The organism is Halomonas alkalisoli (assembly GCF_021412585.1).
Taxonomy (GTDB): Bacteria; Pseudomonadota; Gammaproteobacteria; order Pseudomonadales; family Halomonadaceae; genus Halomonas; species Halomonas alkalisoli.
This window is the reverse complement of sequence record NZ_JAKCMI010000012.1, coordinates 18,687-31,504: the sequence shown is the minus strand read 5'-3', so window position 1 is coordinate 31,504 and position 12,818 is coordinate 18,687. Positions and strand designations below refer to the sequence as shown.

At 65.0% G+C, this 12,818-nt stretch carries 13 protein-coding genes; 9 read left to right on the top strand and 4 right to left on the bottom strand.

Features of this window, described 5'->3' with window-relative positions:
- Window positions 1–20 precede the first annotated feature (20 nt).
- The 9 genes from speB (at window position 21) to LY622_RS02140 (ending at window position 9,307) form a co-directional block, all read left to right on the top strand.
- On the top strand, window positions 21–971 hold the full coding sequence (speB, locus tag LY622_RS02180; RefSeq protein ID WP_234289395.1) for an agmatinase: 951 nt from the start codon (window positions 21–23) through the stop codon (window positions 969–971).
- 59 nt (window positions 972–1,030) lie between these two features.
- On the top strand, window positions 1,031–2,428 hold the full coding sequence (locus LY622_RS02175; RefSeq protein ID WP_234289394.1) for a YjiH family protein: 1,398 nt from the start codon (window positions 1,031–1,033) through the stop codon (window positions 2,426–2,428).
- Between the two features lie 9 nt (window positions 2,429–2,437).
- On the top strand, window positions 2,438–4,054 hold the full coding sequence (locus LY622_RS02170) for a 5-guanidino-2-oxopentanoate decarboxylase (protein WP_234289393.1): 1,617 nt from the start codon (window positions 2,438–2,440) through the stop codon (window positions 4,052–4,054).
- Window positions 4,055–4,075: 21 nt separating this feature from the next.
- Window positions 4,076–5,539 carry an aldehyde dehydrogenase family protein gene (locus tag LY622_RS02165; protein ID WP_234289392.1) on the top strand — a complete coding sequence of 488 codons (1,464 nt, stop codon included), beginning with the start codon at window positions 4,076–4,078 and terminating at the stop codon, window positions 5,537–5,539.
- Window positions 5,540–5,606: 67 nt separating this feature from the next.
- Entirely contained in the window at window positions 5,607–6,095 is a 489-nt protein-coding gene (locus LY622_RS02160; protein WP_234289391.1) for a GNAT family N-acetyltransferase, read from the top strand.
- 110 nt (window positions 6,096–6,205) lie between these two features.
- Window positions 6,206–7,201: a TRAP transporter substrate-binding protein gene (locus LY622_RS02155; RefSeq protein ID WP_234289390.1), complete on the top strand. Its 996-nt coding sequence runs from the start codon at window positions 6,206–6,208 to the stop codon at window positions 7,199–7,201.
- Window positions 7,202–7,747 carry a TRAP transporter small permease gene (locus tag LY622_RS02150; protein ID WP_234289389.1) on the top strand — a complete coding sequence of 182 codons (546 nt, stop codon included), beginning with the start codon at window positions 7,202–7,204 and terminating at the stop codon, window positions 7,745–7,747.
- On the top strand, window positions 7,744–9,003 hold the full coding sequence (locus LY622_RS02145; protein ID WP_234289388.1) for a TRAP transporter large permease: 1,260 nt from the start codon (window positions 7,744–7,746) through the stop codon (window positions 9,001–9,003). The genes LY622_RS02150 and LY622_RS02145 overlap by 4 nt, the downstream gene beginning before the upstream one ends.
- A 76-nt stretch (window positions 9,004–9,079) precedes the next feature.
- A complete protein-coding gene (locus LY622_RS02140; protein WP_234289387.1) occupies window positions 9,080–9,307 on the top strand; it encodes a hypothetical protein in 228 nt (75 codons plus the stop codon).
- A gap of 57 nt (window positions 9,308–9,364) precedes the next feature.
- On the opposite strand, the gene LY622_RS02135 is transcribed toward LY622_RS02140, so the two are convergent.
- The 4 genes from LY622_RS02135 to LY622_RS02120 all read right to left on the bottom strand — a co-directional run bounded on the left by LY622_RS02135 (window position 9,365) and on the right by LY622_RS02120 (window position 12,815).
- Window positions 9,365–9,967 (bottom strand): DUF938 domain-containing protein, encoded by a 603-nt coding sequence (locus tag LY622_RS02135; protein ID WP_234289386.1) that lies wholly within the window; start codon window positions 9,965–9,967, stop codon window positions 9,365–9,367.
- 90 nt (window positions 9,968–10,057) lie between these two features.
- A complete protein-coding gene (locus LY622_RS22610; protein ID WP_234289385.1) occupies window positions 10,058–11,296 on the bottom strand; it encodes a DUF418 domain-containing protein in 1,239 nt (412 codons plus the stop codon).
- 40 nt (window positions 11,297–11,336) lie between these two features.
- Entirely contained in the window at window positions 11,337–12,362 is a 1,026-nt protein-coding gene (gene rluF, locus LY622_RS02125; RefSeq protein ID WP_234289384.1) for a 23S rRNA pseudouridine(2604) synthase RluF, read from the bottom strand.
- A 132-nt stretch (window positions 12,363–12,494) separates the two neighbouring features.
- On the bottom strand, window positions 12,495–12,815 hold the full coding sequence (locus tag LY622_RS02120; protein ID WP_234282541.1) for a cytochrome C oxidase subunit IV family protein: 321 nt from the start codon (window positions 12,813–12,815) through the stop codon (window positions 12,495–12,497).
- Window positions 12,816–12,818 lie beyond the last annotated feature (3 nt).

Sequence of the window (12,818 nt, the reverse complement as noted above, 5' to 3'; positions counted from 1 at the left end):
CAGCACAACCGGAGTTCCTCATGCCCGAGTACAATCAGCCCCTCGGCGGTAACCAGATGCCCCGCTTCGGCGGCCCCGCCACCATGATGCGCCTGCCCGCCCAGCCGACGGCTGAGGGTCTTGATGCCGCCTTCATCGGCATCCCCCTGGACATCGGCACCTCGAACCGGCCGGGCACCCGGCTCGGCCCGCGCCAGATTCGCGACGAATCGCGCATGCTGCGCCCCTACAACATGGCTACCCGGGCCGCGCCCTTCGACAGCCTGCAGGTCGCCGATATCGGCGATGTGCCGATCAACACCTTTCACCTGCCCAAGAGCGTCGACATCATTACCGACTTCTATGACCAGGTGCTGGCCCATGGCTGCATCCCGCTCACCCTGGGCGGGGAGCACACCATCACCCTGCCGATACTGCGCGCCATCGCCAAGAAGCATGGGCCCGTGGGATTGATTCATATCGATGCCCATGCCGACGTCAACGAGCACATGTTCGGCGAGCCCATCGCCCATGGGACGCCGTTTCGCCGCGCCCAGGAAGAGGGCCTTCTGGCGGCAAACCGCGTGGTGCAGATCGGCCTGCGCGGCACCGGCTACTCCGCCGAGGATTTCGACTGGTGCCGTCAGCAGGGCTTTCGCGTCGTCACCGCGGAGGAGTGCTGGAACAGGTCGCTGGCGCCGCTGATGGCAGAGGTGCGCGAGCAGATGGGCGATGGCCCCGTCTATATCAGTTTCGATATCGATGGCCTCGACCCCTCGGTCGCCCCCGGCACCGGCACCGTGGAAATGGGTGGCCTGACCTCGGCACAGGGCCTGGAAATCGTCCGTGGAGCAGCGGGGTTGAACATCGTCGGCGGCGACCTGGTCGAGGTATCGCCGCCCTACGACCCCAGCGGCAACACCGCCTTGATGGGCGCGACCCTGCTCTACGAGATGCTCTGCGTACTGCCGGGCGTCACCCGCCGCGGCTGAGGCCCCAAGGCAATTTCAGCACTCCGGATTCAACGACAACAAGCCTGAGGAAAAACAGCATGTCTTCCACTGAATCGACTTCCGAAGAGACGGCCGCCCCTAAGCCGATGGAGCGCCAACCGCTGGACCGCCGCAACCTGCTGCGCTTCCTGATCCCCTCCCTGATCGGGGTCAGCCTCTTCCTGATCCCCTTCCAGGTCGGCGATACCATCAATATCGGCATGGGCCTGATGGCCGATGGCCTCAAGGCGCTGCTCGATGGGGCCCTGCCGGCCATCGCCGTGGCCGTCCTGACGGTCTCGGTGCTCGCCACCCTCTACGTCAAGCTGGGCAAGCCCGCCTGGGCGGAAAAAGGGGTGCTGCGCGACATGTTCCATGTCGGCCCGGTATGGTTCGGCATGCGCATCCTCGGCGCCGCCTTCGCGCTGATGACCTTCTTCCAGTTCGGCCCCGAGTTCGTCACCGCCCCCTTCACCGGCGGCGTGATGCTCAACGACCTGGCCCCGGTGCTGCTCACCTTCTTCTTCTTTGCAGCCCTGCTGCTGCCCTTCCTGGTCGAATTCGGCTTCATGGAGTTCATCGGCAGCCTGGTGCGCAAGCCCTTTCGAGTGATCTTCAACCTCCCCGGACGCAGTGCCATCGATGCCACCGCGTCCTGGATGGGCTCGGGTACCGTGGGGGTATTGATCACCACCCAGCAGTACGAGAAGGGTTTCTACAACCGCCGCGAAGCCTCGGTGATCGCCACCAACTTCTCCGTTGTCTCCATCGCCTTTGCCCTGCTGATCACCAGCTTCGTCGATCTCAACCACATGTTCGTCCAGTTCTACTTCACCGTGGTGGTGTCCGGACTGATCGCTGCCGTGATCGTGCCGCGGCTGCCGCCCCTGTCGCGCAAGCCGGATACCTATTACGAGCCGGTAGGCTGCCAGCTGGCCGAGAAGCGCACCGAAAACGTAGGCCTGTGGCGCTACAGCCTCGACCAGGCAATGCGTCGTGCCGAGCATGCCCCCGGCCCCCGGGAGCTGGCACGCAACGCTCTGTTCAACGTCGCCGATATCTTCCTCGGCCTGCTGCCGCTGGTATTCGCCATCGGCACCGTGGCGCTGATACTCGCCGAATTCACGCCGCTGTTCACCTGGCTCTCCTACCCCATGGTGCCGGTGCTCGAGCTGCTGCGCATTCCCGAAGCCGAGGCGGCCGCACCCGCCACCCTGGTCGGTTTCGCCGACATGTTCCTGCCGGCGGTGCTGGCCACCAACATCGAGAGCGAGCTGACCCGCTTCGTGATCGCCTGCCTGTCGCTGACCCAACTGATCTACATGTCGGAAATCGGTGCCCTGCTGCTGAAGTCGAAGATTCCGCTCAAACTGTGGGAACTGCTGGCGATCTTCCTGCTGCGCACCGCGGTGACGCTGCCGATCATCGCCTTCATGGCCCACACCTTCTTCTTCTGAGGTAACACGATGGCAACCGATACCCTGACCTGCGCCAGCCTCCTCCTGACGCTCCTCAACAAGCGTTATGAGGTCGACACCGTCTTCGGCATTCCCGGGGTGCACACCATCGAACTCTATCGGGGCCTGGAGGCCAGCGGCGTCCGCCACGTCACACCGCGTCACGAGCAGGGTGCCGGCTTCATGGCCGACGGCTACGCACGGGCTACCGGTCGCCCGGGGGTATGCCTGATCATTACCGGCCCCGGCATGACCAATATCGCCACCGCCATGGGGCAGGCACTCGCCGACTCGGTGCCGATGCTGGTGATCTCCAGCGTCAACCGCCGTGACACCCTGGGACGCGGCCAGGGGCGGCTGCACGAACTGCCGAGCCAGCAGCAGCTGCTGGCCGGGGTTTCGCGCTTCAGCCATACGCTGCTCGACCCCGCCGCCCTGCCCGAAGTGCTGGCACGGGCCTTTGCCGTGTTTCGCAGCGAACGGCCCGGCCCGGTACATATCGAGATCCCCATTGACCTGTTCGATGCCCCGGCAGCAGCACCTCGCACCTGGCAGGCACCGGCACTCTATCGTCCGGCACCGGACCCCCAGGGCCTGGCGTTGGCGGCGCAGTGGCTACACCGGGCCGAGCGGCCCCTGATACTGCTTGGCGGCGGCTGCGCCGATGCGCCCGAAGCGGCACGGGCCCTGGTGGAGCGCCTTGATGCCCCGACGGTCACGACCATCAACGCCAAGGGGCTCCTCGGGCGCTCGCACCCGCTGGACCTGGGGGCCAATGCTGCCCTGCCGGCGGTCCGCGAGCTGGCCCACGGAGCCGACGTGATTCTCGCCGTGGGCACCGAACTCGGCGAGACCGACTACGACGTGGTCTTCGACGACGGCTTCGCCCTCACCGGCCAGCTGATCCGCATCGACCTCGACGCCCAGCAGCTGGTGCGCAACCAACCCTTGGCCCTGGGCCTGGTGGGCGATGCCGGCCACAGTCTTGCGCTGCTGCTCGACCACTTCCCTCACCCCTTGGCCAAGGGCGGCGCCGAACGCACGGCCAGTACGCTGGCCGCACTCGGGCTGGTAGAGGACCCCGCCTTCGCCCCCTTCGTGCCCCTCTATGGGGTACTGCAGGAGGCCTTGCCCGACGCCATCCTGGTCGGCGACTCCACGGCACCGGTCTATGCCGGCAACCACCTGGTCTCCCAGCCTGCGCCGCGGCGCTATTTCAACGCCTCCACCGGTTACGGCACCCTGGGCTACGGTCTTCCGGCGGCGCTGGGTGCCCAGCTCGCCCGCCCCGACCTGCCGGTGGTCGCCCTGGTCGGTGACGGCGGCGTCATGTTCACCCTCTCCGAGCTTGCCACCGCCGTGGAAGAGCGACTGCCCGTCGTCATCCTGCTGTGGCACAACGCCGGCTATGAGGAGATCCGACGCTATATGGACGCCCATGGGGTCGAGCGCATCGGTGTCGACATCCAGGCGCCGGATTTCCTGGCCCTGGCCCGCGGATTCGGCTGCCTTGCGACCCATGTCGACAGCCCCGGCGCACTGGCCCAGGCATTGGCCAGCCGCCCGTTCGACGGCCCCTTCCTGATCGAGGTGGATGCCGCTGCCTGGAAGCAGGCCATCGGTTAACCAACCAAGAAGAGAATCCTCATGCAATGCCTTGACCAGCAATTCGTCGATAACCATTGGGTGGCCTCCCGGGGCGAACGGCGGCTGACGGTGACCAACCCCTACACGGAGACGGTGATCGCCGAGGTCACCTCCGGCGATCCCGCCGATGTCGAGGCCGCCGTGGCCGCCGCACGGCGAGCCCTGCCGGCCTGGCAGGCTCTCTCCGGCGCCCAGCGGGCAACCTACCTCGAGGGCTTCGCCGATGCCCTGACCCGCCGCCGCGACGAGATGGTTCGCCTTTCCTCCACCAACAACGGCAAGGTGCTCGCCGAAGCCGGTATCGACCTGGACGATGCCATTGCCTGCTACCGCTACTATGCCGGCCTGGCCCGAGCGCTGGACGCCCGTCAGGGCCGGCGCGTGGAGCTGGAAATGGGAGGCGTGCAGGCTCGCTGCTATCACGACCCGGTGGGCGTGGTGGGACTGATCACGCCCTGGAACTTCCCCCTGGTGACCAGCGCCTGGAAGCTGGCACCGGCCCTGGCGGCGGGCTGCACGGCGGTACTCAAGCCCTCCGAGGTGACCCCGCTGCCCGAACGCACGCTAGCCGAGATCGCCCAAGAGGTCGACCTGCCCCCCGGTGTGCTCAACCTTGTGTTCGGCGATGGCGAGGGCGTCGGCGCGCCGCTCGCCGCTCACCCCGGTATCGACAAGGTCTCCTTCACCGGCAGCAACCGGGTCGGCGAAGCGGTGATGCGGGCCGCCGCCGAGCGTACGGTCGGTGTCTCCCTGGAACTGGGCGGCAAGTCGCCGATCATCGTGATGGAGGATGCCGACCCCGACCAGGCCGCCGACTGGGTCATGGCCGGCATCTATTTCAATGCCGGCCAGATCTGCTCGGCCACCTCGCGCCTGATCGTCCATGAAGCCGTCGCCGAGCCGCTCTATGCCGCCCTGGCGAAGCGTATCGACGCCCTGGTGCTGGGGAACCCGCTTGACGAAGACAGCCACATGGGCCCACTGACCAGCGCGCGCCAGCGCGAGAACGTGCTGAACTATTTCGCCATGGCCGAGCGGGAGGGGCTAGTGGCCGTGCGCGATGCCAGGCATCGTGAGCTGCCTGGCCAAGGCTACTTCGTGGCGCCCACCCTCTACCGCGACGTGCCGATCGAGAGCCGGCTATGGCGAGAGGAGATCTTCGGCCCGGTGCTCTGCGGACGCAGCGTCGCCACTGAGGAGGAAGCCATCGCCCTGGCCAACGACAGCGAGTTCGGCCTGGCGGCCACGGTAATCAGCGACGACCCCCGGCGGGCTTCCCGAATCGGTCGTCAGCTGCAGGCGGGCAGTATCTGGCTCAACAGCGAACAGCTGGTACTGCCCCAGACCGGCTGGGGCGGCTTCAAGCGCAGCGGTATCGGCCGGGAGCTGGGCCCCTGGGGCCTTTCCGCCTACCTTGAGGTGAAGCACCTGATCGGGCCCACCGACGGTGATGACGAAACTTGAATTACCCTTTGCTGATCGACATGGCGTAAAATAGTGGGCCGATGCTTGGTGTCAAGGAGGAAACCGCATGATCCGCATCCGTCCCTACCAGCCCGACGACTGGCCCGCCATGTGGGAATTCATGGCGCCGGTCCTGCATGCCGGCACCACCTATGCGGTGCCACGCGGGATCAGCGAGTCCGACGCCTACCGCATGTGGGTGGAGCTACCCCGCGCGGTCAGGGTGGCCGAAGACGCTGCGGGCAAGGTGCTCGGCACCTATTACCTCAAGCCCAACCAGCCCGGCCCCGGTGATCACGTCTGCAACTGCGGCTATCTGGTCGCCGAACATGCCCGTGGCCAGGGCATCGCCGGCAAAATGTGCCAGGACTCCCTTGGCCTAGCCCGCGAGCTGGGTTTCACCGCCATGCAATACAATATCGTGGTGGCGACCAACGAGGTCGCTATCCGGCAGTGGCAGAAGTACGGTTTCTCCATCGTCGGCACCCTTCCCTGTGCCTTTCGCCATCCCGAGCAGGGCTTGGTGGATGCCCACATCATGTACCGCCTCCTGTGAGGGAAGGCGGAGCGACGCTTTTGTAACCATTTGGTGTCATTGCCGTTGACCCCCTCGGGCGCCCTGGGGCATGCTCGGTGACGAATTGTCCCGAGAGAGGAAGAACGACAATGAAAATTGCAGCACGCGCAACGCTGGCTCTGGCCGTCTCCCTGGCCATGGCAACCTCCGCCCAGGCCTCCGACTTCGAGGACATGGACCCGGTCACCCTGCGCCTGGCCCATGTGGTCAACGAGCAGGACGGCTTCCATATCGCCGCGGTGAAGTTCCAGGAACTGGTCGCCGAGCGCACCGAGGGTGCGATCACCATCGACATCTACCCCAATGCCTCACTGGGCGACGAGCGCACCCTGCTCGAAGGCATGCAGATCGGCACCGTGGACATGGGCGTGATCACCAACGGGCCGGTGGCCAACTTCGTCGAGGAGATGGCGGTATTCGAGCTCCCCTTCCTCTTCCCCTCGCCCGAAGCCGCCTATGAGGTCCTCGATGGTCCCATCGGCCAGGAGCTGCTCGACAAGCTTAGCGAGGTGAACCTCAAGGGCCTGGCCTACGCCGAACGCGGCTTTCGCAACCTGACCAACAGCGAGCGTGAGGTCCGCACCCCCGCCGATATCGACGGCTTGCGCATCCGCGTGATGGAGAACCCGGTCTATACCGATACCTTCAGCGAGCTCGGCGCCAACGCCATCCCCATGGCCTGGACCGAGGCGCTTACCGCCATGCAGCAGGGCACCATCGACGGCCAGGAAAACCCGGTCAACGTCATCCACTCGTTCAAGCTCAACGAGACCCAGACCCATATGACGCTGTCGCGGCACACCTATGCGCCGGCGATCTTCGTCATGGGCATGCCGGTCTGGAACGGCCTGCCGGAGGCAGCTCAGGACGTGCTGCGCCAGGCCGCCCAGGAAGCCGCCGAGCATGAGCGTCGCTACAATGCCGACATGGAAGCCGAACAGCTGGAAGAGCTCCGCGCCGCCGGCATGCAGATCGTCGACGACGCGGACCTCGAAGCCTTCCAGGCTGCCGTGGCACCGGTCTACGAGAAGTACGGCGAGCAGTTCGGCGATTACCTGCCCCGCATCCGGGAGGCGCTGGAGTAAGTGCCGAACCGGCTCCAATCGCTGCTCACCCCCCTGCAGCGCATTGAGCACGTCCTCGATGCCGTCATTCAGCCCGTGGTCTTTGCGGGCATGGCGGCATTGATCGGCGTGATCACCCTGCAGATCGTCTCGCGCGTGTTCTTCTCCGCCGTCGGCTGGACCGAAGAGGTCGCGCGGTTCCTGCTGGTGTGGATCACCTTCCTTGGCGCCACGCTGGCCTTCCAGCGCGGCCGCCATATCGCCGTGACCTTCGTGGTCGAGGCGCTGCCCGGCCGACTGCAGCAGCTATTGCGCCTGGCGGCCGTGCTGGTCGTTCTCGGCTTCATGATCGCGCTGATCATCATCGGCCATCGCTACATGCAGGTGCAGAGCTTTCAGAAATCGGCTTCGCTGCGCCTCTCCATGACCTATGTCTACGCCATCATCCCCATCAGCGCCGCCATCATGGCCTGGTACGCCCTCGTCGACCTGGTCGAGCTGATCGTCCAGGGCCCCAATACGGCCGCCGGCATCGGCAGCGGAACCGCCGAGGAACCCCCGCCATGACGGGCCTGCTGTTCGCGCTGTTCTTCCTCTTCATGCTGGCCGGGGTACCCATCGCCCTGGCCATCGGCGCCAGCACGCTGCTGGCCCTCAACGCCCAGGGCGTGCCGCTGATGGTGGTCACCCAGCAGATGTTCCAGGGCATCAACTCCTTCGCCCTGGTGGCGGTTCCCATGTTCATCCTCGCCGGCGACCTGATGGCACAGGGCAAGGTGAGCGAGAAGCTGGTCGACTTTGCCGATTCGCTGTTCGGCTTCCTCAAGGGGGGGCTGTCGATCGTCTCGGTATTGGCCGGGATGTTCTTCGCCGCCATCTCCGGCTCCGGTGCCGCCACCACCGCCGCGGTGGGCTCGAGCCTGGTGCCGGAACTACGCAAGAAGGGCTACGATCCCGCATCGGCGGCCAGCCTGATCGCCGCCAGCGGCACCATCGGCGTGGTGATACCGCCCTCGGTGCCGATGATCATCTATGCGGTGATCGCCCAGCAGTCGGTGTCCAAGCTGTTCCTCAACGGCTTCATTCCCGGCCTGGTCATGGGGCTGGGGCTGATGGCGATTGCCATCACCCAGGCCTACCGGCGCAACTACCCTCGCGGCACGGCGCTCTCCCTGGCCACCATCTGGCGCACGCTGAAGAGTGCCAGCTGGGGGCTGATGACCCCGGTGATCATTCTCGGCGGCATCTTCTCCGGCATCTTCACGCCCAGCGAGGCGGCGGTGGTGGCGGTCAACTACGCCCTGCTGGTGTCGCTCTTCGTCTATCGCGACCTGAAGATTCCCGACGTCTACCGCATCCTGATCCGCTCGGCGATCACCACCTCGGTGATCATGCTGGTCATCGCCACCTCGGCGGTACTCAGCTGGACGCTGTCGAGCTGGCAGGTGCCCGGCGCCATCGCCCAGGCGGTGCTGTCGATCTCCACCAACCCCTACGTGATCATGCTGCTGGTCGTGGCGGTGATCCTGCTTACCGGCGTATTCATCGAGACGGCCAGCGCCCTGATCATCCTGACCCCGGTGCTGTTGCCGCTGGTGCTCCAACTGGGTATCGACCCGATCCACTTCGGCCTGATCATCGTGGTGGGGCTGGCCATCGGCATGATCACCCCCCCGGTGGCGATCAATCTCTATGTTGCCTCGTCGGTGACCCAGCTGCCGCTGGAGCGCATCACCCGCGCCATCATTCCCTATCTCCTGGGCCTGATCGGGGTGCTGCTGCTGGTGGTCTACGTGCCGATCATGCTGGGCATCTCGGGGTAACCGGGGCCAGGCGCTTGACGCCCGCCCCTCATGGCCTCAGGCTTGCCGCATCAGCCTCTTTTTGAAGGGATTCATCGTGATTCGAGCGACTCATTTCCTGCCAGCCTCTGGCACGCTGCTGGCCATTGCCCTGCTCGCCGGTTGCACCACCTATACCTTCCAGGACGGCAGCCGGGAGACCCTCTGGGGCGTGCCGGCCGAGGAGGAGAGCCGGCGCTATGAGGAGGACCGCCAGGCCGAAGGCGTTCGCTACCGCATTCCGGGCCAGATCGAGGAAAGGCCTGGAGCGGACGCCGACGAGTAAGCCATGGCGACCCCGCTACGGGTACCGGAATACGCCTCCTGACTCAACGACACTGGCTCAATGGGACCGGCGCAGCACCACGCTGAGATTATTGGCCGGCATCTCGACCACGCGCTCAAGCACCAGGCCATGGCGTTCGGCTTCCGCGGTCACCGCTTCCAGATCGCGCACCCCCCAGCGGGGATCGCGTGCCTTGAGGTCGGCATCGAAGGCTTCGTTGCTGGGCGCCGTATGGCGCCCTTCCCGCCGGTAGGGGCCATAGAGATAGAGCACACCGCCCTCGGTCAATCGCCTTCCGGCACAGGCCATCAGCGCCTCGGTGACCTCCCAGGGCGAAATATGGATCAGGTTGATCGCGACAATGGCGTCGAACGGCCCCGCCGGGCAGAGCGTCGTCACGTCCAGCGCCAGTGGCGGAAGCAGGTTGGGCAGCCCGGCGTGCTCCCGCCACGCCTCGATGGAGCGACGGGCATGGGCATTCGGGTCGCTGGGCTGCCACTCCCATCCCGGCATCGCGCCGGCGCAATGGATGCCGTGTTCGCCACTGCCGCTGGCCACTTCCAGGATGGTCGCCTTCTCGGGCAGCACGTCCTGCAACACGTCCAGGATGGGCTGGCGATTGCGTGCTGCTGCAGGGCTCATTAGACGAGCGTTGTTCATGACACCTCGGCGCGTTTCCGACATTTACGCCACGATAGCAGCCTTTACCCGATCGTGCGTATCATCTGAGAACGCGATCGCCTGCAATCGTTATTGTCGACGAAACGGTTGACGCTCTCCGTAGGTCAGGGAGCGCCATAGCCACTCCAGTGGCCCCGAGCGAAAGTGGTGCAACCAGATCGGCGCCAGCAGCAGCTGCAACAGCCAGATGGCCAGCACGATAGCGATCTGTCCCGTCCGCTCGACCTGGCCGAATAGCGCCAGCCCCTGGCCATAGAAGAGCAAGACGCCGATGACGGTCTGCAGGATATAGAGAGTAAAGGCCATGCGCCCCACGGCGGCCAACCGCCTCGTCAGCCAGCGGAGTGCCCCATGGCGAAGCAGCAGCACGACAGCGGCCACCCAGCCGAGGCTGACCGGCAGGCTGCCCCAGTAGTTGAACTGGCTGCCATGGAAGAGAGATTCCGGCCCCCAGCCATTGGCAAAATTCCAGGCAACACCATAGCCCACCAGCGGCAGGCCAATGAGCCACCCCGCCATCAGCAGGCGCCAGTAGGTCGCACTGGAAGCCTGGCCACTCAGCACGCCGAGCCGGTACAGCCCCATACCGATCAGCATCAGACCCGCCGCCCGCCAGAAACCCCAGACGATCAGGACAAAGGTCTGCGCTTCGGCGGTGATCGGCGCGCGATGTGCCAGCTGCTCGAGCCAGCCGCCACGATAAATCGCGATCTCCTCGGCCAGAGCCGCTGGCGCAGGACGCCACTCCGCCTCGAAGGCGGCCAGCTGCGCCTCCGGCCACAGTCTCATCGACCAGCCGAAATAGAGAAACAACAGCGAGGATACTGACAGTAGTGCGAGGCCCAGGACGAACAGAGCGCGTGGAGATAAATTGCGGAAGGGAAACAGCGCGAAGCCGCAGACGGCATAGAGAAACAGGATATCCCCAAACCACAACAGGTACCCATGGGCAGCGCCGAAGAGCAGCAGCCAGGCATTTCGTCGATAGTGCAGCCCTGCCGCCGACTTCCCTCGTTGCCTGGCATGGTCGGCAAACAGCACGATGCCGGCACCGAAGAGCATCGAGAAGATGGCCATCATCTTCTCATCGGCGAACAGATGGCTCAGCAGCCAGACCCCGAAGTTGGCGCCGGTCAGGTCGCCCCACGCAGTGGGATTGGTATAGGCCGCCATTGGCATGGCGAAGGCCTGGATATTCATGACCAGTATGCCAAGCAGGGCAAAGCCACGCAGCACGTCCAGAGAGTGCACGCGACCGCCCGGCGCCAGCGACGGCCCTGCCTCCCCAGCTTCAGTGGTTCCCTGCACTGCGAGCCCTCCCTTGCTCACTCCACCGCCTGAGGCGGACCTACCGCCCCGGCTTCGCCCGGCGTGGTCTGCCCGCCCTTCCCGGTTGGCCGCCGGTCGACCGGGGTTTCTTCTGGAGGGAGTTCTGCTTTCTGGCGTTGGCCTTCTGCTTCGGCCCGGCCCCCTTGCCTGCGCTTCCACCTGTTGACGACCTGGCCTTGGACCCCTTGCCCGTGGTGCGACCGCTCGAGGACGCCTTGCCTTGGTTGTCACGCCTGCTCGCGGCCGCTCCCCCCTTGGCGACCTTGGCTGTCTTGCGCTTGCCCGGCGCCCTGGCCGCCGAAGATTTCCTGCCCTCGGCAGCAGAGGCTGAGCTCTCGGTCAGCGCATTGATCGTGTCGATCTCTTTCGCGGTCAGGTCGCGCCAGTCCCCAAGCGCCAGCCCCTTGAGCGACACGTTCATTATCCGGATTCGCTCGAGCCTGGTGACCTCGTAATCGAACTTTTCGCACATGCGCCGAATCTGGCGATTCAGCCCTTGCACCAGCGTTATATTGAAAACGAAGGTCGACTCCTTGACGACCTTGCACGGCTTCGTCACCTCGCCAAGGATACGCACGCCGGAACTCATGCCCACGATGAAGTCATCGGTAATCGGCTTGTTGACGGTGACCCGATACTCCTTCTCATGATTGTTGCTGGCCCGGAGTATCTTGTTGACCAGGTCACCATTGTTGGTCAGGAAGATGAGTCCCTGTGAATCCTTGTCCAGCCGGCCGATGGGGAAGATACGCACCCCATGCTTGACGAAGTCGACGATGTTGTCCTTCTCGCTCGGCTCGGTGGTGCTGACGATGCCCACCGGCTTGTTCAGGGCGATGAAGACAAGGTCTTCGGCTTCCTGAGGCTCGATCAACTGGCCGTTGACCTTGACCTCATCCCCCGGGAACACCTGGTCGCCCGTCTTGGCTCGCTTGCCATTGAGGAACACGTTGCCCTGCTCCACATAGCGGTCGGCCTCCCGCCTGGAGCACATGCCGCTTTCACTGATGAACTTGTTGATACGTGTCGAAGAACTGAAGGCCATGGCACTCTTACCAGAAGGAACGCGGGTGACTGTCAGGCATTCAAGCATGCTACGCCTTGTGGGCGAAAGGCCCATAAGGCGTCAATGTATCAGCACAGCGGTCACGTCCAGCAGACGTTATCAATGCGAGCGTCAGTTGACGAAGAGCGCCAGACGCGAACTCAGCGTGTAGTTCGCTTCCATGGCCATCAGGGCGGCGAGGAACAGCAGCACCCCCGGGGGCACCAGCACCGTATAGATGATCGATAGGCGTTCCCAGGCCATGTGCATGAAGAAGGCCACGATCAGGCCGGCCTTGAGCAGCATGAACAGGGTGATCAAGCCCCACTTGGGCAAGCCCTCCAGGCCGGAGACATCGACCAGGTAGGAGAGCACGCTCAGCACGAACAGCCAGAGCCATACGCGCAGGTAGACGCGCAGCTCAGGCTGGTGATGACTGTTGTGTTGGTCCATGCC